The organism is Paraburkholderia sp. PAMB 6770 (assembly GCF_057748135.1).
Genome location: NZ_CM173239.1, coordinates 423,070 through 447,408 on the forward strand (window position 1 = coordinate 423,070; position 24,339 = coordinate 447,408).

Annotated in this window: 18 protein-coding genes and 2 pseudogenes; 10 read left to right on the top strand and 10 right to left on the bottom strand. The window is 64.7% G+C overall.

Features of this window, described 5'->3' with window-relative positions:
* Positions 1 to 115: 115 nt before the first annotated feature.
* The 7 genes and pseudogenes from AC3AP7_RS19470 to AC3AP7_RS19500 all read left to right on the top strand — a co-directional run bounded on the left by AC3AP7_RS19470 (position 116) and on the right by AC3AP7_RS19500 (position 13,647).
* Positions 116 to 334 (top strand): hypothetical protein, encoded by a 219-nt coding sequence (locus tag AC3AP7_RS19470; protein ID WP_487364213.1) that lies wholly within the window; start codon positions 116 to 118, stop codon positions 332 to 334.
* A 246-nt stretch (positions 335 to 580) separates the two neighbouring features.
* Positions 581 to 9,577 carry a two-partner secretion domain-containing protein gene (locus tag AC3AP7_RS19475; protein WP_487364214.1) on the top strand — a complete coding sequence of 2,999 codons (8,997 nt, stop codon included), beginning with the start codon at positions 581 to 583 and terminating at the stop codon, positions 9,575 to 9,577.
* Entirely contained in the window at positions 9,540 to 10,016 is a 477-nt protein-coding gene (locus AC3AP7_RS19480) for a hypothetical protein (RefSeq protein WP_487364215.1), read from the top strand. Before AC3AP7_RS19475 ends, AC3AP7_RS19480 begins: the two co-directional genes overlap by 38 nt.
* 243 nt (positions 10,017 to 10,259) lie before the next feature.
* Positions 10,260 to 10,652: an outer membrane protein assembly factor BamE domain-containing protein gene (gene bamE, locus AC3AP7_RS19485; RefSeq protein WP_487364216.1), complete on the top strand. Its 393-nt coding sequence runs from the start codon at positions 10,260 to 10,262 to the stop codon at positions 10,650 to 10,652.
* Between the two features lie 101 nt (positions 10,653 to 10,753).
* A pseudogene (locus AC3AP7_RS19490) lies at positions 10,754 to 12,493 on the top strand (ShlB/FhaC/HecB family hemolysin secretion/activation protein).
* Between the two features lie 256 nt (positions 12,494 to 12,749).
* Positions 12,750 to 12,950, top strand: a pseudogene (locus AC3AP7_RS19495) (transposase); the annotation flags it as partial.
* A gap of 430 nt (positions 12,951 to 13,380) precedes the next feature.
* Positions 13,381 to 13,647: a BufA1 family periplasmic bufferin-type metallophore gene (locus AC3AP7_RS19500; protein WP_487364217.1), complete on the top strand. Its 267-nt coding sequence runs from the start codon at positions 13,381 to 13,383 to the stop codon at positions 13,645 to 13,647.
* A 22-nt stretch (positions 13,648 to 13,669) separates the two neighbouring features.
* Here the strand turns inward: AC3AP7_RS19500 and AC3AP7_RS19505 are convergent, their stop codons facing one another.
* The 5 genes from AC3AP7_RS19505 to AC3AP7_RS19525 form a co-directional block, all read right to left on the bottom strand.
* Complete coding sequence (locus tag AC3AP7_RS19505; RefSeq protein ID WP_487364218.1) at positions 13,670 to 14,311, bottom strand: DUF1109 domain-containing protein; 642 nt, start codon at positions 14,309 to 14,311, stop codon at positions 13,670 to 13,672.
* On the bottom strand, positions 14,308 to 14,811 hold the full coding sequence (locus tag AC3AP7_RS19510; RefSeq protein WP_487364943.1) for a DoxX family protein: 504 nt from the start codon (positions 14,809 to 14,811) through the stop codon (positions 14,308 to 14,310). The genes AC3AP7_RS19505 and AC3AP7_RS19510 overlap by 4 nt, the downstream gene beginning before the upstream one ends.
* A gap of 6 nt (positions 14,812 to 14,817) precedes the next feature.
* Positions 14,818 to 15,597, bottom strand: coding sequence for an HvfC/BufC family peptide modification chaperone (locus AC3AP7_RS19515; RefSeq protein ID WP_487364219.1), 780 nt, complete (start codon positions 15,595 to 15,597; stop codon positions 14,818 to 14,820).
* Entirely contained in the window at positions 15,587 to 16,453 is an 867-nt protein-coding gene (bufB, locus tag AC3AP7_RS19520; RefSeq protein WP_487364944.1) for an MNIO family bufferin maturase, read from the bottom strand. Before bufB ends, AC3AP7_RS19515 begins: the two co-directional genes overlap by 11 nt.
* A gap of 91 nt (positions 16,454 to 16,544) precedes the next feature.
* Positions 16,545 to 16,856 (bottom strand): BufA1 family periplasmic bufferin-type metallophore, encoded by a 312-nt coding sequence (locus tag AC3AP7_RS19525; protein ID WP_487364220.1) that lies wholly within the window; start codon positions 16,854 to 16,856, stop codon positions 16,545 to 16,547.
* 266 nt (positions 16,857 to 17,122) lie between these two features.
* Here AC3AP7_RS19525 and AC3AP7_RS19530 point away from each other — a divergent pair, with 266 nt between their 5' ends.
* Both AC3AP7_RS19530 and AC3AP7_RS19535 read left to right on the top strand, forming a co-directional pair.
* Positions 17,123 to 17,914, top strand: a complete 792-nt coding sequence (locus AC3AP7_RS19530; RefSeq protein WP_487364221.1) for a YkgJ family cysteine cluster protein — start codon at positions 17,123 to 17,125, stop codon at positions 17,912 to 17,914.
* Positions 17,915 to 17,986: 72 nt separating this feature from the next.
* Positions 17,987 to 19,624, top strand: a complete 1,638-nt coding sequence (locus AC3AP7_RS19535) for a methyl-accepting chemotaxis protein (RefSeq protein ID WP_487364222.1) — start codon at positions 17,987 to 17,989, stop codon at positions 19,622 to 19,624.
* A gap of 64 nt (positions 19,625 to 19,688) precedes the next feature.
* Here AC3AP7_RS19535 and AC3AP7_RS19540 read toward each other — a convergent pair whose 3' ends face one another.
* The 3 genes from AC3AP7_RS19540 to AC3AP7_RS19550 form a co-directional block, all read right to left on the bottom strand.
* The gene (locus AC3AP7_RS19540) at positions 19,689 to 20,330 is read right to left on the bottom strand and encodes a DUF1109 domain-containing protein (protein ID WP_487364223.1); all 642 of its coding nucleotides are present in this window, start codon (positions 20,328 to 20,330) and stop codon (positions 19,689 to 19,691) included.
* Complete coding sequence (locus AC3AP7_RS19545; protein ID WP_487364224.1) at positions 20,327 to 20,872, bottom strand: sigma-70 family RNA polymerase sigma factor; 546 nt, start codon at positions 20,870 to 20,872, stop codon at positions 20,327 to 20,329. Before AC3AP7_RS19545 ends, AC3AP7_RS19540 begins: the two co-directional genes overlap by 4 nt.
* Before the next feature lie 141 nt (positions 20,873 to 21,013).
* Positions 21,014 to 21,154, bottom strand: a complete 141-nt coding sequence (locus tag AC3AP7_RS19550; RefSeq protein ID WP_487364225.1) for a hypothetical protein — start codon at positions 21,152 to 21,154, stop codon at positions 21,014 to 21,016.
* Between the two features lie 152 nt (positions 21,155 to 21,306).
* Between AC3AP7_RS19550 and AC3AP7_RS19555 the strand changes: the two genes are divergently transcribed.
* The gene (locus tag AC3AP7_RS19555; RefSeq protein WP_487364226.1) at positions 21,307 to 21,900 is read left to right on the top strand and encodes a TetR/AcrR family transcriptional regulator; all 594 of its coding nucleotides are present in this window, start codon (positions 21,307 to 21,309) and stop codon (positions 21,898 to 21,900) included.
* 39 nt (positions 21,901 to 21,939) lie between these two features.
* Here the strand turns inward: AC3AP7_RS19555 and AC3AP7_RS19560 are convergent, their stop codons facing one another.
* Positions 21,940 to 22,818 (bottom strand): HD-GYP domain-containing protein, encoded by an 879-nt coding sequence (locus AC3AP7_RS19560; protein WP_487364227.1) that lies wholly within the window; start codon positions 22,816 to 22,818, stop codon positions 21,940 to 21,942.
* Positions 22,819 to 22,942: 124 nt separating this feature from the next.
* Complete coding sequence (locus AC3AP7_RS19565) at positions 22,943 to 24,265, bottom strand: chloride channel protein (protein ID WP_487364228.1); 1,323 nt, start codon at positions 24,263 to 24,265, stop codon at positions 22,943 to 22,945.
* Positions 24,266 to 24,339 lie beyond the last annotated feature (74 nt).

Below are 24,339 nucleotides of genomic sequence, written 5' to 3' on the forward strand. Positions count from 1 at the left end.
ATTGCGGCCGTGGCGGTGTGCGCGAGGAGCCATTCGTTGGCGTCCAGCCGGTACGTCATGGTGGGCGTGGCGCTGGTCCAGAGGGGGGGCGTGCTTGCCGTCCCCGAAACGTACGATGTCGGCGGCGATCCAGGCGGCGGGCCTGCCGTTGCCGGACAAAACGGCCATGCGCGATGACCTGATCGGGGACGCGCGGCTACGTTTCCGTTCCAGCGTGGTCAACGAATCAACGGGAATCGGACCCGTGGACGACATGTCCGCGATTTTTATCGCCGGTTCGATGGCATGGTTATTTGTACGCGACGTAACGATGAACCGCCCGATCCCGATTTAACCCGGATGCGCAAAATGCCTGGCGAAAGGGAAGTCGGTAAATAACAGATAAATCATCAAATATTGTCGGGTTGACATTAATTAAGACTTATCCGATGGCGATTTACAGATCGGCCTGTTAATCTCGCCGGCCACGCTCAAAGGGAATCGAAATGCGGCGCCTATGGGTCGTCGTTTTCTTGTGTCGTCCATTGACTGGGAGGCGCCTCGCATCGGGCGGGCTGTATTCAGCGTTACGGGTATAAGCATGAATAAAAACTGTTACCGGCTTGTTTTCAGCACGCTCCGGGGTATGCTCGTCGCGGTCGCGGAGACCGCAACCGGACATGCGACAGGTCAAGGCGAAACCGGGCCGTCGCGCGCGCTTCGCCCGATTACGCTTTTCGCCCTGCGTCACGCGGCCTTTGCCGCACTGGCACTTTTCGGGCTTGCCCCCGCCCTCGTAGATGCGCAGATCGTACCGTCGGGCGCGCACGCGCCGGGCGCCATCACTACGGCAAATGGCCTACCTCAAGTGAACGTGAACAAGCCCTCGGGGGCTGGCGTATCACTAAATACATATTCGCAATTTGATGTAAGCCAAAGCGGCGCGATATTGAACAATTCGCCCGTCAATGTGAATACGCAACTCGGGGGCATGATATCCGGCAACCCGAATTACGGCGCGAACGACGCCGCAAAGATTATCGTCAACCAGGTCAATAGCAACAATCCGAGCCAGTTACGCGGTTATGTCGAGGTCGCGGGCCAGAAAGCGGCTGTTGTCATCGCGAACGGTTCGGGCATCGTGGTCGACGGCGGCGGTTTTATCAATACGTCCCGCGGGATCCTCACGACGGGCAATCCGCTGATCGACGGTAACGGGAATCTGACCGGTTTTAACGTAACCGGCGGGACAATTACTGTCCAGGGCGCGGGGCTCAATGCTTCAAATATCGATGAGGTTGATCTTCTGGCGCGCGCCGTACAGGTCAATGCAGCGATTTATGCCAATGCCCTGAACTTTACGACCGGTTCTAACAATATCGACTATGCGAGCCTGACGCCGACACCGGTCGCAGGTAGCGGAGCGCCCCCCGCCGTCTCCATCGACGTCTCGCAGCTCGGCGGAATGTATGCGAATCGCATCGTTCTGACGAGCAACGAGAACGGTGTCGGGGTCGCGAACGCCGGCACCCTCTCTGCGCAGGCGGGCGATCTGATCCTCACGGCTTCGGGCCAGCTCGTCCAGGCGGGCACAATGACCGCGAGCGGCAACGTCGCCATCAACGCGGCGAGCCTCGCCAATACGGGGACCATCTACGGGCAGCAGAATACCGCCATCGTCTCGGCGGGCGCGCTCACGAATAGCGGCACCGTTGCGGCCCAACAGGGCACGACCATCGATGCCGGATCGCTCGACTCGACCGGTATTCTCGGCGCGGGCGTGAACAACGACGGCTCACTCGGCAATTCGGGAAATCTCAACGTCTCGACGAGCGGGCAGCTCAATGCGACCGGAGAAAATGTCGCTGGCGGTAGCGCAACGCTGACGGGTAGCGGCGTGAATCTCGCAGGGAGCGAGACGGCGGCGAACGGTAACGTCTCGCTGACAGCGAACGCGGGCGACCTCGACCTCGCGGGCGCAACGACGAGCGCAGGCGGCTCGGTCGCGGCGAGTGCGGCGGGCACGCTCGACAACGACAACGGTTCGCTGGCGGCGGGCCGTAGCGCAACGCTGACCGCGGGCAACCTCTCGAACCAGAACGGCGATATCTCGTCGCAAGGGCCGCTCGTCGCGCAGGCAGCCGGCCAGATCGACAATCAGGCCGGTTCGATGGTCTCGCAAGGCGCGATGCAGGTTCAGGGCGGCGCCATCGCGAACAGCGCCGGGACCATGCAGAGCGCGGCGGGCATGGCGGTATCCGGGTCCTCCGTTGACAATACCGCCGGCCGCATCACGTCGCTCAACGGCGACGGCCTCTCGGTCACGGCGACGGGCACAATCACGAACGCGGCAGGGACGACCGCAACCGGCGCACAGGGCGGCCTCATCGGCGGCAATGGCGCGGTCGCGCTGCAAGGCGGGACCATTGCCAACCACGGGACGGTATCGGCACAGACGAACCTCCAGGTAACCGGGGTTCAATCGGTCGACAATAGCCGTGGTTTGCTCGGCGCGTCAGGCAATACGACGGTGAACGCCGGTTCGAAGCTGACCAATGGCGGCGGCTCGATTACGGCGGGCCAGACGGTGAGCGAGCGCGCGACGACGCTCGACAACAGCTCGGGCACGACCCAGGCCGCGCAGGTCTCGCTCAACGCGACGGACCTCGTCAATCACGCGGGCACGATCACGCAAACGGGAAGCGGCCCGATGACGGTCGCGGTATCGTCCACCCTCGACAATTCGGCTGGCGGCACGATCCAGACGAACAGTACGGATCTCTCGCTGACGCCCGCTACCCTCGACAACGACGGCGGCTCCCTTGTTCACGCAGGAACCGGAACGCTCACGCTCGACGCGGGCAGCGGCGCGGGGACGATCTCGAACGCGAACGGGACCATCGAGAGCAACGGAACGGTCGTCGCCGGGGCCAGCGCGTTCGACAATACGGCAGGCCTCGTGCTCGGCCAGACGGGTGTAACCGCAACCGTTGGCGGCGCGCTGGACAATACAAACGGCAAACTGCTCTCGAATGCCGGTCTGAGCCTCGCGAGCGGGTCGCTCAGCAACAACGGCGGCGAGGTCGGCGCGGCCTCGAACGGGACGGTCCAGAGCGGATCGATGACCAATAGCGGCGGCTCGATCGTCGCGCCGGATCTCACGCTCTCGATCGGCTCCACGCTCGACAATTCGAACGGCGATATCGAGGCGAACCAGCTCGCGCTCGGCGCGACGGATCTCCTCAACCACGGCGGGACGATCACGCAGTACGGCGCCTCGCCGATGAGCGTCAACGTCGGCAATACGCTCGACAACTCGGCGGGCGGCACGATCCAGACGAACAGTACGGACCTGACACTTTCGCCCGGCACACTCATCAACGACGGCGGTACGATTCTCGACGCCGGAACGGGTACGCTGACGATCACGCCGGGCAACGGCTCGGGCTCCCTCTCGAACGTCGGCGGCAAGATTATCACCGCCGGCCAGATCGCGGCGCAAGCCGGCAGCTTCGACAACGCGGGCGGCGTATTCGCTGCGCAGGGCAACATCGCGGCGAACGTCGCGGGCAATATCGACAACGCGCAGGGCGCGGTACGCTCGCTCGGGTCCCTTTCGCTCGCCAGCGGCGGCGCGTTGACGAACACGAACGGACAGATCCAGTCGGGTACCGGCGAGCCGGGCGATGCGAGCACGCTCAACGTTCAGGCCGCGTCCGTCGACAATACGGGCGGTCTCGTTAGCGGCCTCGGGACGGGCAATACGACCATCCAGGGCGCTAGCCAGATGATCAATACGGGCGGCGTCGTGACGGGCAACGGCAACGTCGCCGTCGATACCGCGGCGCTCTCTAACACGCAGGGCGGCCAGGTGAGCGGCGGTAGCGTCGGTATCCAGGCGAATACCGTCGACAACAGCAACGGCGAAATCGGCAGTTTCGCGGGTTCGACCGGCGACGTCGCGATCACGACGACCGGCGCGATGACGAATACGAACGGGCAGATCGGCGCGACCCATAACCTGAGCGTCGACGCGGCGACGCTGAACGGGGGCGGTGCCTATAGCGCGGCGAACGACGTCGCAATCAACATGCAGGGCGACTTTGCGCCGACCGCCGCTTTCTCGTTCAACGCCGGTCACGACCTTGCCTTTACGCTACCCGGCACGTTCGCGAATGGCGGCGCGCTGGAGGCGACAGATAACCTCGACATTCACGCGAGCGATATCCAGAACAGCGGCGCGATGATGGCGGGCGGCACGCTGACGACGCACTCGGCCACGCTGGAGAATACGGGCGCGATGGTCGGCGGTAGCGTCTCGCTCAATGCTACGCAGTCCGTAACAAACGTCGGGCCGACCGCGCTGATCGGCGCGACCGACAGTAACGGCCTGCTCGAAATCCTCGCGCCCGATATCGGGAACCGCGACGATACGACGATGACCGACACGCAGGCGACGACCGCGATTTACGGTCTCGGCGCCATCGTGCTGGCGGGCGGCAAGGATGCGAACGGCAACTATACGAACGCGAACCTGATCCGCAACCAGTCGGCGCTGATCCAGTCGGCGGGCGACATGACGCTCGACGCGAACCAGGTCACGAATACGCGCACGACGATGACGACGACCGGCCTGAACCAGGCGGTCGATCCGAACCTGCTCACGCAGCTTGGCATCAGCCTGTCGGGTACGACGGGCCAGGTCGGAACGCCTTGCCCGACCTGTATCGGCGGCGTCTATACCGATCCGCCCCACGGCGGGCAGTGGAACTCGACGTATCAGTACACGACCTATACGGGCGTTGCGGTCGCGAACCTCATCGCGTCGATCAGCCCGCAGGCGCAGATTATCGCCGGGGGCAATCTTGACCTGTCGAACGTTGGCCTGTTCCAGAACGACTGGAGCGCGGTCGCGGCGGTCGGCAATATCGCGATGCCCGCAACGCTTGATGCGAATAGCTGGCAGGGGCAGCTCGCGCCCGAGGTCCAGGTGACGTACTCGGGCTACTACCATTACAACAACTACGACAACTCGGAATACAACTGGCAGTTGCCGTTTGGCGACCCGACGCCTTTGTTCCCGACCGGCCATCCGGGCGGCTATACGCAGGCCGCGCCCGCCGATGTCCGTACCTATGGACTGCCCGACTACGAATCCACCTGGACGGCTGGCGGCACGATTACCGGTACGGGCGTGAACATCGACAACACGGCGGGCAATGCGGGGATTCCGTCGCTCGGTCTTGTTCCGGGCCAGTCGCCCGGGGGCGTGAGCGTCGGCGGCGTCGCGGGCAACGCGGGCGGCTCGAAAGGCGCAGCCGCTTCGGTCAACGGCGGCCCGGGGCTCGTGAATGCCGTCATCGCGAGCGCGACGGCGGTCAATGTCCTGAGCAACCTGACGATTCCCCAGGGCGGCCTGTTCAGGCCCGATACCGCGCCCAATGCGCCGTACCTGATCGAGACGAACCCGGCCTTCACGAGCGCGGCCTCGTTCATTTCGAGCAACTACTATCTCCAGCAGCTCGGACTGAATCCGCAGAACGTCGAAAAGCGCCTCGGCGACGGTTTGTACGAGGCACAGCTCGTCCAGAACCAGCTGACCTCGCTGACCGGCAAGGCCGTTCTCGGCCCCTATACCGACGTCCAGTCGATGTACGAGGCGCTCATGGCGGCGGGCGCGTCGCTCGCCGAGTCGCTGAACCTGCCGCTCGGCATGGCCCTCACGCCGGACCAGGTCGCGGCGCTGACGACGAACGTCGTTATCATGCAGACCGAGATCGTCGACGGGCAGTCCGTGCTCGTCCCGGTCGTCTATCTCGCGAAGGCGAGCCAGCAGGACATGAACGGGCCGCTTATCGGCGCGACCAGTATCGATCTGCAGAACGCGCAAACCTTCAATAATTCCGGGACCGTAGAGGCGAGCAATACGCTCTCCATTCAGGGCCAGCAGATCAACAACGCGTTCGGTACGCTGCAAAGCGGCGGCCTCATGTCGCTGGCGACGACGGGCAATATCGACTTCACCTCGGCGAACGTGAACGCGGGAAGCCTCGCGCTGAACGCGGGCGGCAACCTGATCCTCAATACGGCGGCGAATACCGTCAACCAGGTCAGCGCGACGGGCGCGACGCGCACCACGACGACACTCGGCCCTATTGCGAACCTCAATGTGGCGGGCGACGCTGCGATCGTGACCGGCAGTAACGTCGAGCAGAACGCGGGCAACCTGAATGTCGGCGGCAATCTCGGTATGAGCGTCGGCGGCAACTGGGATATCGGTACGGTCCAGACCGGCGAGCAGAAGGTCGTGGCGCGCGCGAACGGCGTATCGGATACGAACATCAACCAGGCGACCGGGAGCAACGTCAATGTTGGTGGCGTGTCGGCAATCGGCGTGGGCGGCAACCTGACCGCGACCGGCGCGAACATCAGTCTCGGCGGCGGCGGGACAATTGCGGCGAAGGGCGATGTGACGCTCCAGGCCGCTACCACGACGTCGACGGTGGACAGCAACAGCGCGACCAGCGATCACAACGGCAAGTACAGCGATTCGCTGCATACGTCCACCGACACGCTGACAGCAACGACGCTGAATTCCGGCCATTCGCTGACCGTTGCTTCCGGCCACGATATCAACATCACGGGCAGCACGCTCAACCTCGACCAGGGGGCGGCAACGCTCGCGGCGACGAACAACGTCAACATCGGCGCAGCCACGGCAACCTATGTCGATAACTCGACACAGACGGGCACCCACAGCCATGTGGTGAGCAGCAAGGAGGTATCGAGTACCCGCAACACAACGACAACTGTCAGTCAGGGCAGCACGGTTTCCGCCGATGCCGTATCGATCTCCAGCGGCAACGATATCCATGTCGCGGGCAGCACGATTGTCGGCACGAACGATGTCGCCCTGAGCGCCGGTCACGATGTGAACATCACCACGACGCAGGACACCATGCAGTCGTCGGGCACGTATCAGGAAAAGCATTCGGGCCTGGGTACGAGTGGCCTGAGCGTCACCGTCGGTACCAGCAGGCTGGCCACGACCGACCAGGCGTCGAGCGTTACGAACAACGGTAGCGTCGTCGGTTCTCTGAACGGGAACCTCTCGATTCAGGCGGGCAATACCCTGCATGTCACCGGCAGCGACCTCGTCGCGGCGCAGAACGTGACGGGTACGGCGGCGAACGTCATCATCGATTCGGCGACCGATACGAGCCATACGAGCCAGACCCAGCAGACGAGCAGCAGCGGCGTAACCATCGGCCTCTCGGGCAGCGTTGGCGATGCGATCAACGGCGCGTACCAGCAGAGCCAGACGCTCGCGAGCGGCAATAGCAACGGTCGCGCCGATGCGCTGCATGCGATCGCGGCGGGCGGCGACGCGGCGATTGTGGGGTACGGTGCGTACAGTCTGGCAAAGAACGGTATCTCGGATGCCGCCAACGCACCAAGCATTGGCGTACAGGTGAGCGTTGGTTCGAGTCATAGCCAGAGCCAGTCGTCGGAGGATCAGGCGACCCAGGTCGGCTCGAACGTTCAGGCAGGCGGTACCGCTGCATTCGTGGCAACGGGTAATGGTACGGAGGGTAGCGGCAACCTGACCATCGCCGGTTCGAACGTCAGCGCGAACGACGTCGTCCTCGCGGCAAGGAATCAGGTGAACATCGTCAATACGACGAATACCGATGTGACGCAAAGCTCGAATTCGTCGTCGGGTTCGAGCGTGGGCGTGTCGATCGGGACGAACGGCGTCGGCGTTTCAGCATCCATGCAGAACGCGCACGGCGACGGCAACAGTAGCGCGGCGATCCAGAACGCCTCGAACATCAACGGCGCGAACAGCGTGACCGTCGTTTCGGGCGGCGACACGAATATCATCGGCTCGCAGGTCAATGGCGGCCAGGTCGCCGCAAGCGTTGGCGGCAACCTGAACATCCAGAGTGTTCAGGATACGACCGTGAGCGCCGCGCATCAGAGCAGTTCCAGCGGTGGCGTCAGCATCAGTCAGGGAGGCGGAAGCGCGAGCTTCAGCACGCAGAGCGGCAATGCAAGCGGCAACTATGCAGCGGTCAACGAACAGGCAGGCATCCAGCCTGGTAACGGCGGGTTTGATGTCAACGTCAAGGGCAATACGAACCTGACCGGCGCGTATATCGCGAGCACCGCCGACGCGTCGAAGAACAGCCTGACGACCGGCACCCTGACCGTCAGCGATATTCAGGACCATTCCGATTACAGCGCGTCGAGCAGCGGGATTGGCGCGGGTGTCGGCGTCGGCAGCACAGGCAAGGCAGTCGGCCCAGGCTCGGTCAGTGGTGGTGGCGGTGTAACCCCGATGCTCGGCCAGAACCAGAGCGGCAACGAGAGCGCCACGACGCGCAGCGGCATCAGCGCGGGCACGATCACGATTACCGATGCGGCCAACCAGACGCAGGATGTGGCGTCGATCAATCGTGACACCTCGAACCTGAATGGCAGCGTTTCAAAGACGCCGGATGTCAATGCCATCCTGTCGCAGCAGTCCGACGCGATGGGGGCAGCGAGCGCCGCAGGCCAGGCGATGGCTCAGGGCGTAGACGTGCTCTCGAACGCATTGAGCACGTCGAAGGACGACGCATGGGCCGAAGGCGGCACGGACCGCGTACTGCTGCATACGGCGGCAGGCGCGCTGGTCGCGGGCCTGGGTGGGGGTAGCGCGCTCGGTGGTGCGGCTGGCGCGGCAGTGTCTTCAGCCTTCGCTGGCAAGCTGAACAGTCTCGCTGACACGATTGGCGGCGACACCGGTTCGATGACGCTTGGCAACGTGGTCGGGAACATTCTGGCCGGTGCGGGCGGCGCGCTCGTTGGTGGAAGCTCGGGCGCATTCGCTGCGTCAAATGCGGACCTGTACAACGCGCAGACGGGCAACTCGAACGGCCAGGGTGGGACGGGCAGTGAATTCTGGGGCCGTCTGGGCAATGCTGTGGTGCAGACGGTAACCCATCCGCTAGATTCCGTGAATTACGCGCTGAACAGCATTATTCCGGCACCATCAAGCCAGAATCCGCCTACTGATCCGAACCCGCTCGTACAGGCCAATGACGGCGGGAATACGCCGTCTGGCACGGCGGGCGCGGTTGTGACACCTCCTGCTGTGCTTTGTACGCCTAATGCAGGCTGTGTGGTGACGCCTGCTATTGCAACGCCGGGGACACCGGGTTACGTTCCAAACAATGCGACCTTGGCGAACGGTGGTAATGGCGATTCAGAAGTACCATCGTCGATCTTAGGGCCTGACGGAAAGTTGCCGAATGGCGTTGGCGGGCTAGGTACGCCGATCCCGATGGAGCCGTCAAGCAATCCCAGCGCAACAGCAGAGCAATTTGCTACTGCGGCCTTTAACGGTCAAACTCCCGTCAAGGTTATTAACAACATCACTGGGGAAGGTAGCTGGGTAGCAATCATGCCCGATGGCACAGCGATTACCTATCGACCTGCAGGTCAAGCATCGGCGGCGACGGCAGAGACAACAGCGACTGTCGAGATTAATAGTGCCGCCGTAAAGAGCATAAACAATGGAAATGTTGCAAAATTCAAATTTCCGAGTGAGTGAGAAAGCTATGTTTTCATTCCCAGTAGGCGATTATCAGCGGCAACTCATAGTGGCAAGTCTGGATGACTTTACGCCTAATGCTGTGCTGCCGAATTTTCTAGGCGGTCAATTTGGCTCGACCCCTGAAAATTGGAAGCAGGAAGTGATCGCATTCCTTTGTGCAAATATTGAGTGTGGACTTATTGAGGCGACGCATAGACCTGAAATCGCGGCGCATCGTGACATACAGGCTCTCAGATTGTTGTTGACGGAAGGGGATGCTGAGAATCATATTCCAGTCGATATTCTCTGGAATGTTTTGTATTTCAACGGAACCGATAAGCTCAAGGCAATGCTCGAAGCGATCAATATGCGGAGTTGGGAAGCGGCCTCATTTGCTCCGAATTCGATTCTAATTGCTAATTTGTCAAATCTTTATAAAGACTGCGTTCGTCAATAGAAGACTACAGGGTGTGACTTCCCCGTTGCACCCTGCCATTGCCAATACATTCATGAAAATCCGCAAGAGGCTGAAGGCCTTGCGGCTCACAGCCTCGACTACATTTTGCGTCTGCAGAACAGCCGTGATCGCGCAATTTTTCATCGCATCGGGAACACGATTCTCTCCGTTTCGCACTGCAATTTCGGCGTGCAGCGAAACTTGGTCAATAGCTGCGCCGTCATATAAAAGGAATTGAATCTGATGTCTACCAAAACTCTTCTGGTCTCGGCATTCGTTGTCGTCGCAATGGCAGGATGCGCAAGCCAGGGTGTGCAGCAACTGAAAGAAGAAAATACGACTACCGTTGGCTCAAAAATTACCAAGGGCACGAGTACGAAGGAGGATGTCCGCAAGGCTTTCGGCGATCCAACCGAGACTTCGTTTACGGATAGCGGCAACGAACTGTGGCGATACAAGTACTCACACTCGACGGCAAAGGCTCAAAATTTCATTCCGCTAGTCAACTTGTTCGCCTCTGGCGCGGATGTTGACAAAAAGGAGCTTGTCGTTTTCTTCGACGACAAGGGTATCGTCAAGAACTATTCCATGCAGTCCAGCAAGGAAGAAGTCAAGAGCGGTATCTTGCCGCAGTAATGTTCGAGCGGGGCCGCCCATGTCGGCTGTCCCGCGTCGCTAGGCAACGCTCAAAACAGCGCCTTACGCCATCTATACGAAAACCCGGATTAGAGCAGTCGATGAACTACGCAAAGAGGCTTGCGGTCCTGCTGCTCACAGCCCTGGTGACTCTCGCCCATTCGCAGACTCCGCCTGATGTAGCGGCGGCCGCACGCACGAATGCCCAGCAGCAACAGCAGGTCGAGCAGCGCCGCGACGCGCAGCAGCGCGAGGCAACTGTTGCCGCGCCTGTGGTGCGCTCCGCAGCACCTGCAGCGGGAGAATGGCTGGTGCTGCCGGTCGAGACACCGTGTTTCCGCATCGATACGTTCTCGGTCGAAGTCCCCGACACACTGCCCGAGGTGGACCGCGTAAAAGGCGCATCTGCCCTGCCGATGGACCCGTTTGCATTCCTGCATGACTGGCTAAGGCGCTACGAGGGGCAATGCGTCGGCAAGCGGGGTATCGACATGCTGACGAAGGGCCTGCAAGGTGTGATCCTGAGCCGGGGCTACATCACGACGCGCGTTCTGCTACCGGCACAGGACCTGTCGAAAGGGTCGATGAAATTCGCCCTCATTCCTGGCACTATCCGTCATCTGAAGTTCGCCGACGAGAAAACGCGTGGCACCTGGAAATCGGCGTTTCCGGCACGCGATGGTGACGTGCTTCAGTTGCGCGACCTTGAGCAAGGTCTGGAGCAAATGAAACGCGTACCGAATCAGGATGCGAACATGGAGATTGTGCACGGTACGCTGCCAGGTGAAAGCGATGTGGTGATTACCGCCAAGCGCAGCAAGCCGTAGTCGCTCGTGGTCTCCGCAGACAACTCGGGCACGGATGAGACAGGCCGCTATATCGGTAACGCATCGCTCGCGCTCTACAACCTCCTCGGCCTGAATGACGTCCTCTCCGGCGGCTTCAATCAGGATCTCCAGTTCGGCAATCACGACCTCGGTACGCATGGCTGGAATGCCTCGTATGCGGTCCCCTGGGGCGACTGGACCGGTACGCTCTATGGCTATACGAACACGTACTACCAGCAGGTTGCGCAGGCCAGCCAGATTTTCGTCGCGAGCGGCAACGCGGAGACGGCGGGCCTCAAGCTGGAGCGGGTCATGTACCGTAGCCGGAGCGACGTATCGGGCGTCGAGTTCCAGCTCATCAAGCGCTGGGGCGAGAGCTTCATCGCGGATACCTCCATACCCCAGCAGTACCGCGACAATACGTTTATCGAGGCGGGCCTGACCAATCGCCATTACTTCGGCGCGGCGCAGTTCGACGGTACGCTCGCCTGGCGCCAGGGGATCGGTGCGCTCGGCGCGATGCCGGATACGTCCGGTGGCCCGACGTACTACTTTCACATGACGACGCTCGACGCGAACCTCTCGGTCCCGTTCGCGGTTGCCGGTCAGTCGCTTCGCTATGTCGGTACGTTGCACGGCCAGTTCACCAACGACGAGCTGAACTATCTCGACGACCTGAGTATCGGGAGCCGCTATACGGTGCGTGGTTTTAGCGGCCAGACGATGCTCGCGGCAGAGAAGGGTTTCTACTGGCGCAACGAACTCCAGTATCCGCTCGGGCAGTCGGGGCAGGTTCTCTATGCGGGTATCGACTACGGCCATCTGTGGGGACCGTCCGCCGCTTACCTCGCCGGTACGCAGCTCGCGGGCGCGGCTATCGGCGTAAAGGGTTCGGTACCGTCGCGTCTCGGTACCTATAGCTACGACGTGTTCGCGGGTACGCCGATCTACGCGCCGTCAGGCTTTCCCGCGCCGAGCGTCACGCTCGGTTTCCAGGTAACGGCGCAATTCTGATGTGCAATCCATTGAGCGCAAGGAAAACAATATGACGGCAAGCAGAAAAACCTTGAGCAGTCTGATTGGCTTGACCGTACTGCTTGGCGAAGAACGGCATCTCGGATGCCGCCAACGCACCGCGCATCGGCGTACAGGTGAGCGTTGGTTCGAGTCATAGCCAGAGCCAGTCGTCGGAGGATCAGGCGACTGAGCTTGCCCCCGAAAAACGAATCCCTTGCTGAGCGTTTAAACTCAAGCAAGGAGAGTCAAGAAGATGATCAAGACGACGCGGGCGCGCTACACGCTCGAATTCAAGCTGGAAGCGGTTCGGCTGGTCAAAGCCGGTCCGAGCGTTGCGGCGGTGGCCGCGACGCTGGACGTACCAGCGCAGTCGATTTCCAACTGGGTCAAGGCTGAGCAGGAAGGCAAGCTTGGTGGAGCGGGCACGAAGCCGGTAAGCCCGGAGCAGATGGATGACAATGGCGATGTCGCTGATCGCTTTCACCAGAGGGGTTGCGCTGCTGCCTGCCTATGCCGAGACACTGCTGCCCTGGTCGGTGACGAGCCGGCCGCTCCGGGGCGAACCGCCGAGGATCGAACGGGTGGTCGGATATAACCGGAACAATCGTTCACCGATTGGCGAGCTCTTTCTCTCGCGGGTCGCGCAGAGCGGGACGTGATCCCGGGAGCGGGGCGTTCGGGCTGCCGTGGAAGTCGCCATCCTGCGCAGGCGGCTTGCCGACTTGAAGATCATTCCCGTCCCCCACCTGTAACCCACCCCCCCCCACCGTCCGAACTAACGTCCGAATCAGCACGCCGTTCGCATCGGCAACGCCGCGTCGCGCAGACAACGCGGCCGACGTCTGCATTCACCATTTGCCTTTTCACTCTCAAGGACGCTCACTATGGATACGCTCAAACTCACGGCCGCCGCTCTCGTCTTCGCATCACTCGCCGCCGGCACGAATGCTCAGGCGGCGACGGCCGGCGCCGTCGAGAAGTGCTACGGCGTGGCGCTCGCCGGCCACAACGATTGCAAGGCGGGAGCAGGCACGACGTGCGCGGGCTCGCAGACGATCGACTACGACGGTGCGCACTGGAAGAACGTTCCGGCGGGCACCTGCATGTCGATCAAAACGCCATCGGGTCACGGTTCGCTGACGCCGTTCTGATCCTGACGCTCGCGGCGGACGGTCACCAGCGCAGAAAACGCGGCGCCGCCGCCGCGCCGAGCGCGGTCGTCATCGCGATCGCGAGCGCGTACCAGATGCCCCAGAACGGCACCGCCATCTCCGAGCAATACAGCGAATACACCAGCAGCCCCTGGCCGCCGGCCAGCAGACCGGCGCTCGCCCCGGCGAGGACAAGGCGTGTCGGCGCGAGTCCTTTCATCGCGCGCATCATGATCGCGAGCGAAGGCAGCGACACGAGGACGATGTTCGCGGCCGTCATGTGCCACGTCGTGCCGAGCATCAACCGGAGCCGGTAGCCGGGCGGCGTGGCGGCGAGAATCGCGCCGGCGGCGGCCAGCATCGTCGCGACCGGCAACGTCACCGCGATCCATGCGAGCCCGAACGGCGCGCCCGGTCGCCCGAGCCGTTGCGCAAGCTGCATCGACGTCGCGACGATGGTCAGCGGAAACGCGAGGCGCGCCCAGAACATCGTCGTGAGGATCAGCGCCGGCATGGTGCTGTGAATGCCGTACAGCACGACCAGCACCGTCGTGTCGGCCGCGAGGCCGCGCAGCAGCGCGCGGTTGAGCCGCTTCGACACTGCGTCGCGCTCGACCGGCGCCATGTTGCTCGACAGCCGTACGACCAGGTCGCGCGTTTTCATGCCCGGCTCGTGCGGTCTCCGAGCACGTAGTCGAGCGAGACCGGACCCGGCCCCCACGCCGCAATGCCGAGCGCCATCGCGGCCCACGTGATGTGGATGGGCCAGCCATCCGGGATGGTCAGCTCGATGATGCACGTCATCAGCAGCAGGCCCGCCGCGGCGAACCGCGTGCCGAGGCCGAGCACGAGCAGCACGGGAAACGTCACCTCGCCGCATGCGGACAGAAACGCGAATACGGCAGGCGCCGGAAACGGATAAGGGCCGCCGGGCAGATGGAGCTGGAATTCGTCGGTGAACAGATCGATAGCCGTATCGTTGAGTTGCAGGAAACCGTGCCATTTGAGAATGCCCGATTTCCAGAACGGAACGGCCAGTGCGATCCGCAGCACGAGCTGCACGAGCCAGGGCTGCGCGAGTCTCTCGACGCCGCGCTGCGCGCGGCCAATCCCGCTTGCGATGCGGCCGGGTAAGGACGGCTTGGGTTCGGGTGGGGTCGACATCATCGTTCATGCTCCAGGTTGAATGGCGGTCAGTACGCCGGCTGAAATGATTCCGGCCAGATTGGCCGCGAGGTCGAACGTTGCGCTCGCATCGAAACCGGCGTCGAGCGCCGCGCCGAGCGTCGCGCCCGCCAGCAGCGCGCCGACGCATTCGGCGCCGCCGGCCGGCAGGCGCGACACGATCACGTCATGGTCCGGCCGCGTGATGAGCGCGTCCTCCGCGTCGCTCGAGCAGAGCGGGGAGACTGGACCTTGCTGGCGGTTCATCGCGAAGATCGCAACGGCCGGATAGTTCGACCGGACGATGCGCGCGGCCGGATGCGTAACGAAGCGAAGCTGCGCGAGGGCCTCGGGCCCGACGCCCGCGAGTGCCTCCGGGGCAAGCGTGGGCGTATCCGCCGCGTGATAGGCATCGAGCCACGCGCGCTCGATGCGGGCGGTATCCGCGAGCCACGGCATCTGCCGCGCGTAGACATACGATTCAATGAAGGCAGGGAAATCGCGCCCGTATTCGGACAGCAGGGGCGACACGGGCGGTGTTGCGCGGACGTGAAAGCGCGCCATCGCGCGGAAGAACGCCACGCCCGTGATGCGCTGGACGGCGGGATAGATCGCGGCCAGCGCATCGATGAGGCTCACCGTCACGTTGTTGCGATAGACGTTGTATCGCCTGATCACGCCTTTGCCTGACGCGGCGATGACGTCTTCAGGCGCCGCGCTCGCCGGATTCGTCAGGCCGGGGGCGAACGCGGCCGCATAGCGGCTGGCCAGCGGTTCACGCGGCATGGCTCGCGCCCTCGTGCGATACCGCTGTCTGCGCCAGCGCGATTGTTCGGGCCGCGAGCGCTTCGGCGCGCAGCCGCGGCCACGCGGGCAGTTTGCTGTCCCATTCGACCAGCGTCGGAACGGGGCCGGTCCGTGCGATCACGTACCGGTAGAGATCCCAGACGGGTTCGGCGACCGCGTCGTCGTGGCTGTCGATGAGCAGCGGTGCGTCTTCGTCGTCGCGCTGTTCGCTGTGTCCGGCCAGATGAATTTCACCGACGCGTTCGAGCGGCAGCGCCGCCAGATAGGCACGGGCCGAGTAGCCGTGATTGACCGCGCTGACGAACGCATTGTTCACGTCCAGCAGCAGGCCGCAACCGGTGCGCTGCGCGAGCGCGCGAATGAAATCAGGCTCGCTCATCGTCGACGACGCGAACGCGACATACGTGGACGGATTTTCGAGCAGAATCGGCCGCGCGAGCGCTTCCTGTACCTGGTCGATGTGCGCGCACACCGTATCCAGCGTCTGCTTCGTGTACGGTACCGGCAGCAGATCATTGAAGAACGTGCCTCCGTGCGAGGACCAGGCCAGATGTTCGGAGACGAGCGCGGGCTCGTAACGCTTCACCACGTCGCGAAAGCGCGCGAGGTGGGCGAGATCGAGCGGGTCCGTGCCGCCGATCGACAGGCACACGCCGTGCAGCGACAGCGGGTAGCGTGCCCGGAGGGCAGCAAGGGCGCGATGGGGCGGCCCACCCGCGCCCATGTAGTTTTCCGCGTGCACTTCGAAGAAGCCGTGTTCGAGCCCGTCTTCGAGAATGGCCGCGAGGTGTTCGGGCTTGAAGCTGGTGCCGGCGAGCATGCGCTCGCCGGGCATCGCTTCGCGGGGGCGGCGGGGCGCGCAGGCCGCCGTCGATGTCGTGGAGGAATCGCGCATCGCCGTCCCGCTCCTCGTGTCGTCGTTATGTTCAGGACTTGATCGGCGTCAGCGAACCGTGGCCGCCGCCGGGAACCTCAATGCTCGTACACGTGCCGGCCCGCACGAATTTCCACGAGTTGCCCTGGAAGTCGACGGTCGACGTCCCCTGGCAGGTCGTACCCGGACCTGCGGCGCAATCGTTTTGCCCTTTCAGCGCGACGCCGAAGCATTTTTCCTTGTGCGCGGCGAGCGCGGCATGCATTTCGGCCTTCGTGAGCGGCGCCGCGTGGGCGCTCGACGCGAGCAGGCCGGCAACGGCACTGGCGAGCAGCGCGGAACTGACAGAGGATCTGGCGGACATGGCATTTCTCCGGAGGTAGGGATCGAGGGTATCCGTCACGGATACCTGCGCTAGTTCGCGCGATATCGGCGTCGGGTTACACCGCACGACACCCGGGCTGCCCGCATGCACCGGCGACCGAAACAGGGTGCCCGGTGTAACCTGCGAGTGCGCTCGCACGAACTGGCAGTCCATACCGCGATATTCCGGGGCGTCTGGCGCGACCCGCGGCCCGTTGCCGCGCACGTCGGCCAACAGGATCTGGCGGCTAACAGGACTTTGCTGCAATGGACGACGTCATTCATTTTTCCTGCGTGCAGTGCGGGCAGTGCTGTCACGATCTGAGGTTGCCACTGGGCGTCGACGAGGCGATCGGCTGGCTGCGCGACGGCGGCCGTGTGCAGGCATTCTGCGAGGCGATTCCGTGGCCCGAGGAACCGCCGCCCGGCAACCTGCAGGCCGATCACAAGCGGCGCCGGTCGTTCGCGGCCTTCAGCGGCACGTTGCCGGTGCGCGTCGTCGTCACGCTGGTCGCTGCGTTTGCGGGCCCGTGCCCGAACCTGCAGGCGGACATGCGCTGCGGCATCTATGCGACGCGGCCGCGCGTGTGCCGGATCTATCCGGCGGAGGTCAATCCGTTCATCCGGCTGGTGCCGGCGGGCAAGGCGTGTCCGCCGCAGGCGTGGAGCACGGAACACCCTGTGCTGATGAATGGAGCGGGTATTGCCGATGCGGCGCTTCGCCGGAGCATCGAAGCGGCGCGCGAGGCGGATCGCGAGGATGTCCGCGCGAAGGCAGCGTTGTGCCGGCAGCTTGGTATCGCGACTACCGCGCTGTCCAATGAGGGTTTCGTGATTTATTCGCTCGACCGCGACGCCGCGCTCGACGCGCTGAGCGCGGCACGCGCCGCGACGGCGGCCGGCGACGCGCCGCGCGACGACGACATGCCGCCATGGCGCTTCGTGACCCGGCGCGCCGCGACCCGCACGGCGCTCGACGAGGTCGGCGCGTGCGTCGTGGCGGACGGGGCCGCGCTGCCCGAACACATCGCGTTCCTCGCGTTCGATGCCGCCGGCTGAACGCATGCGGGGTCCGGCCCTGGCGCGGCGCCAGGCGGCCGGCTCGCCCGCTCATCCATCGGGGAGTGGTCCATGCTGGCCAGACTGAAAATCCGTGCGGGTCTGTTATCGCTGCTGGCCGTGTTCGCGCTGGCCCTCGGGTGGGCGACCGCGCAGTCGTGGATCGACGCGCGGCGTGCCGCGCACGCGGTCGCGGAAATCAACCGCTTGTCCGACGCGCAGATCGAGCCGCTGCACGAAACACAGCGCCTGCTGCTGGCGACGCTGCTCGAAATGGACAACGCGTATATCGACCTGCAACGCGGCAACCAGGTGGAGGCGACCGACTATACGCGGCAGGCCACCGCGCTGCGGGTGCAGGCGACGCGCGCATTCGGCATGTGGCGCAGCGCCGCCGCGGCCGATCCCGGCGCGCGGGGCGCATTGCAGCGCATCAGCCTCGCGTTCGACCGCTACGCAAAGGTGCTCGACGCGCGCGAAGAGGCGCTGTATGACGTGTCGCTCGACGAGTATGTCGCCGCGACGAAAGATGCCGAGCAGGCCGATGCGACCTTCGAAGCCGCGCTGCGGCAAGCCGTCGGCGCATCGCAGCGCAGACGCGAGCAGATGAGGGTGCAGGCGCAGGCGCGTGCGCGCCTCGCGGGCCGCGCGGCGCTCGGGTTTCTCGTCCTTTCCGCGCTTCTGATCGCGGCCTACTGGCGCTTCCTCGATTCGATCCTGCTGCGTCCCCTCAAAGACGTATCGGCACACCTCGAACGGATCGCGGGCGGCGATCTCGACGGCGCGCCCACCCGTTGCGCGGACAACGAAATCGGCGTGCTGCGCCTCGCGCTGGAGCGGATGCGCGCCGACCTGGCGAGGACGGTCGCGGCTATCCGGCAAGGGACCGACGCGGTGAGCGGCGGCATCGACGGCATCGCGACGGACAATGCCGAGCTGTCCGCCCGCACCGTGCAGCAGGCGGCGGCGCTGGAGCAGACGGCGGCCACGCTCGAGCAGCTTGCCGCAGCGGTCCGGCAAAATGCGGACAGCACGCGCGAGGCCGATGCCCTCGCGCGCGCAGCGAAGGGCGATGCACAGCGCGGGCATGGGATCGTCGCGCAGGTGTCCGGGACGATGCAGGCGGTGTCGGCGAGTGCCGCGCGCATTTCGGAGATCGTGGGCGTGATCGACAGCATTGCGTTCCAGACGAACATCCTTGCGCTGAACGCATCGGTGGAAGCGGCGCGGGCGCGCGAACACGGTCGCGGGTTCGCGGTGGTGGCCTCCGAGGTGCGCAGTCTCGCCTTGCGCAGCGCGCAGGCGGCGAAGGAAGTGAGAGCGCTGATCGACGAATCGAACCGGCGCGTGCAGACCGGCGCGGCGCAAGCGAGCGAGGCGAGCGAAGCCATGACGCAGATCGTCGGCTCGGTCGAACGCGTGACCGTCACCATGCAGGACATCGCTATTGCGACGTCGGAGCAGTCGGATGCGATCGACCAGGTGAGCCGCGCGGTGGTCGAACTCGATCAGGCGACGCAGAAGAATGCGGCGCTGGTCGAGCGCACGTCGAGCGCGACGGGCCACCTGCGCACCGATGCGCAGGGGCTTGTCGCGGCGGTGAGCGTATTCCGGACCGGTGCGGATGCGTCGTCCGTTCCCGATGAAGCGGCGCTGTCCCGCGCACCCGAATCGCTCGCGCAGCCCATGCCGCGATGGGGCGAAGCGTAAAGACACGATGGCGCAGCCGCACGCGGCGGCCGCGCGCTTGCGCGTGTGGCCCTCGCGCGAGCGGCTACCAGCGCAGCAGCCTGGGACCGAGCAGCGCCCCCGCCGCAGCGGGCAGCAGCATGCCGAGCACGTACCAGATACTCCAGAATGCCGGGCTCATTTCCGGGCAGTGAAGGCAGTAGAGCGCCGTGGCGCTCGAACTCGCGAGCAGCCCGGTGGCGGCGCCCGCAAGCCTGAGCCGGGTCGGAGCGAGGCCGCGCACGGCCCAGAACAGCGCCACGAAACCCGGCACGGAAAGCAGTGTGATGTTGAACGGACACACGCGCCACGACTGTCCGAGCAGTACCGGCAGACGGTCGTGCGGTGCGGCGGCGGCGACGGCCACGATGCCCGCGAGCCACACCAGCAACACGGGGGCGGCCATGAGCGGCCATCCCGGCCCGACGCGCGCGCCCGGCCGCGCGAGCCGCATGGTGGCGACCAGCGCGCCCGCCGCGATGCACAGCGCGAACGCGAGCTTGCCCCAGAACAGCGCCGTGCGCATCGCGGCGGCGAGATCGGGGCGCAGGCCCAACAGGCTTGTCATCAGCAGCGCGGCGCCGAGCACCGCGAGCGGCAGTGCGCAGGCAAACCGGCGCGCCGCCGCCGCGCGCGGGACCGCGGTCACGCCGGTCGAGAGCAGTTCGACGAGTTCGTCGGTTCTCATGCAACCCCCCGCACGCGCGCGGCGAGCGCCTTGAGTCCACGGTGGATGCTCACCTTGACGGCGGACTCCGTGAGTCCGGTCAGGCGCGCGGCTTCGGCAACCGAGAGCCCCTGCAGCTTCACGTGCAGGATCGAGAGCCGCTGCTTGTCCGGCAAATGGTCGAGCAAGGTGCCGATATCGCGGCGCGCATCGACCGGCTCGTCATCGGACTCGGCGAAAATCGCCTCGTGGTCGTCCAGCGGTTCGTGCAGCGACTCCCGCCTCGCGTGCGTTCTGAAGAAATCCATCAGCTTGTAACGGGCTATCGCATGAACCCATGCGGTCAACGGCTCATCCTGCCGGAACGTATGACGCGCATTATGGACCGCCAGCAGGATTTCCTGCACGAGATCCTCGACGTCCTCGTGGAAGTGAGGAATCCGCTTGCGCAGATAACCGCGCACATGCCCGGTCAGTTCCGCGAGGAACACGCGATAGTCGGCCGCGTGACCCGCGAGACCGCTGACAAACAGCGCCTTGAGGCGTGCCTCGGACGAGTACAAGATCGTGTCTCCGGCGTTACGGCGTGCAGGGGGGGCGTGCTGCCTGCGCGAGCGCGGCTTTCATGCCGGCGCATCGCCGGGCGGCGGCAAGACCGATGCCGCCCGCGCCGGCGGCGATCCCGACCTGCCTGTTTCCCGCTTTCATTGCGACCGGTCCGTGCGGCGCTGCGCGGGATGCCGTTCGCCCGTTTTGGTGCCGACGAGCCGCAGCGCGCACGGCAGACGCGGTTCTTCGGGCAGCGGCGCGCCCTTCGCGGCGGGGTGGAAAGAGAAATGGATCATGATGTGCCGGTCTGTTTGTCTGCGAGGACATGCACGCAATCGCCCCTGCCTTTGACGGCAGGCAGCATGTGCGCATTATTTTAGATCGTTTGTTTTAGAATATCGTAACGTCCGTGACGTTGCAATGACGGATCGTTCTGGCTGGAGGGAAGATGGCCCGACCTCGGGAATTTGATGAAGCGGCCGCGCTCGAAGCGGCCGTGCAGCGGTTCTGGCGATATGGCTACGAAGCCACGTCGGTGCGCGACCTTGCCCAGGACATGGGCATCACGGGCGCGAGCCTGTATAACGCGTTCGGCGACAAGCGCACGCTGTTCCAGCGCGCGTTGAGCTACTACGTGGACAACAGCTTCGGCGAGCGCGTGTCGCGGCTCGAACGCGATCTGTCGCCGCGCGCGGCGATCGAGGCGTTCTTCGCGGAGATCGTCGATCGGTCGGTGCGCGATGCGCAACGCAAGGGGTGCCTGCTCGTCAACTCGGCGCTCGAAGTCGCGCCGCACGACCCGGAGTTCCGGACGATCGTTGCGCAAGTGCTGGCCAGGGTCGAGGCATTCTTCCGGCGCTGCATCGTCGAAGGCCAGCGCAGCGGCGAGATTCCCGCTGCGCAGCCGGCCGACGATCTCGCGCAGCTCTTGCTCGGTCTGCACCTCGGAATACGCGTGCTCGCGCGCACGCGGCCGCAACGCGCCTTGCTCGAAGGTGCGCTGCGGCCAGCACTGGCGCTGTTGCAGCCCTCGCCCGCCTGACACGGCGCGGGCCGCGCGGGCGGTGACGCGCGGCACCGCTCAGGCGCGCGCGAGCGGTTCGAGCACGCGGTCGATCAACGCCTCGTCCGGTTGCGGCGCGAGATCCTGCGCGGTGGGCCGGGCCTCGGTGCGCGCGAGCGGGCGACCCGGTCCCTCGAACCGGTAGCCCGTCGTGCAGGCGGGGCAGAAGACCTGCGCACCGGCCGCCGTGCCGCGTCGGGTGACGATGGTCGGGCCGCATGTGATGCATTGCTGCAGCGGGATCCCGTCGTCGCTATGTCCGACGATGTGCTGCACGTCAGCGGTGTCGCCGAGCGCGAGAAACAGCTCGCCGTAATGCCGGTGAAACTGGCCGCCGAGGTTTTCGCGGAGCACCGAGAGCGCCGTCTCGACGGGCATCGGCTTGCGGTACGGGCGCGCGCTGGTCATTGCGTCGAACGCGTCGCAGATGCCGACGATCGCCGGCGCAGCCGGAATCTGATCGCCTGTGAGGCCCAGCGGGTAGCCTTTGCCGTCCGGACGTTCGTGGTGCGCGTAGATGGCGTCGATCACGCTGCCGCCGAACGGGTGCCGCGCGACGAGACTGCGGCCGACCTCCGGATGCGTCTTGACGGTTTCGTACTCGCTGTCCGTCAGCCGGTCGGTCTTGCGCAGGATCGCGTCCGGGATCGCGATCTTGCCCAGGTCGTGCAGGAATCCGCCCACCGTCACTCGCGCGATGTCGGCTGCCGGGAGGCACGCGCGCTCCGCGAGCAGACCCGCGTAGCGCGATACGCGCCACAGATGGCCGCCTGTATAGGGGTCGCGCGCCTCCACGACCCACGCGAGGCCGAGCAGACCGTGAAGCGATGCGTCGCCGAAGCCGGACGGCCGATGCGCGCCCGGCAGGACGCGAGGCAGCAGATTCAGGAATTTCATGGACAAGGATGGGCGCAGGGATGACGGGTAATTCGGTTGACGCGGGCACCGGGTTACACCGGGGACACATTATTTTCGCCGCGCCCGCGCCCGTGCCCGCCGCCGTGCGCCGCGCGGGCTGCCGTCAGGCGCTGCCCTGATGCCGGGGCACGTAGCGTTCGGACAACGCCTCGTAGAGCGGCGGGGCGAAGAAGCGGGAGACGCGGCTTGCAATCAGCGCGGTCGCCATCAGCGAAATCACGAGGGCGTGTCCGTTGATCATCTCGATCACGATGACGAAAGCCGTAATCGGGCTTTGCGTCACCGCAGCGAGGTAGCCGACCATCCCCAGCGCAATCAGCATCGGCAGGCCCATCTGCGAGAACACCATGTGCAGCGCATTGCCGATTCCCGCGCCGATCGCCAGCGACGGCGCGAACAATCCACCCGGCGCGCCGGGCAGATAGGAGCCGACCATCGTGATCATCTTGAATGCCGGATAGAGCGCGGTGACATGGCCGTGCCCCTCCAGCATCGAGCGTGCTTCGGCGTAGCCGCTGCCGAAGGTATGCCCCGAACTGGCAATGCCGATGACCGCGATCAGCAAGCCGCACGCGGCGCCGAAGACGACCGGACGGTGCGCGCGCAAGCGCAGGACGGCCGGCGGCATCCAGCGCTGCGTATTGAGAAGCAGCCAGCAGAAGATGCCTCCGGCGATACCGGCGAGCAGTCCGACCAGAGGGACTGCGGCAACGAGCAGATCGGGAAGTCGCGGGCCGATGTCGATCGTGCCGAAATACACGTAGTTGCCCTGGAGGCCGAGCGAGACGACGCCCGCGAAGATGATGGCGGTGATGAGCACCCCGCTCGTGCGGGCCTCGAAACTGCGCGTGAGTTCCTCGATGGCGAACACGACGCCCGCCAGCGGTGCGTTGAACGCCGCCGACAGTCCCGCTGCCGCGCCCGCGAGGGCGAGCTGGCGTTCGAGCGAGGCGCCTCGGATGGCACGAAAGCGCTTCGGGTAGAAGTGTCGAAGGCTGAACATCAGCGACGCGCTGACGTGGATCGTGGGTCCTTCGCGGCCGATCGTGAGTCCGCCGAGGATCGCGAGGAACGAGACGAAAATCTTGCCCAGCAGGATCGGAATCGTCAGCAGGCGCTCGCCCAGTTCCCGTGGGCCATGCAGGGCCGCGATCACCTGCGGGATGCCGCTGCCCTCCGCGCCGTCGAAGAAGCGTCGCGTGATCCAGACGCAGGCGGCGCTGATCACAGGCGTCACGAGCAAGGGCAGCCATCGGTTGTGCGCGACGTGATCGAGGAACAGGTTGTATCCGAAATCGATCAGGCGTGCGTACAGCACCGCGACCAATCCCGCGACGATGGCGCCGATCCAGAATACCCCGTAGTGCAGCCACAATCGGTAAGTGCGCTGGAAGGACCATTTATCGGTCGGAACCCGGATTTTCATGGCACGAGATTTTGCGTGAAAGAGGAAGTGTACCGGCCAGGCTTCGGGTTTTGCCATCCGGTGTCCGGGTCCGG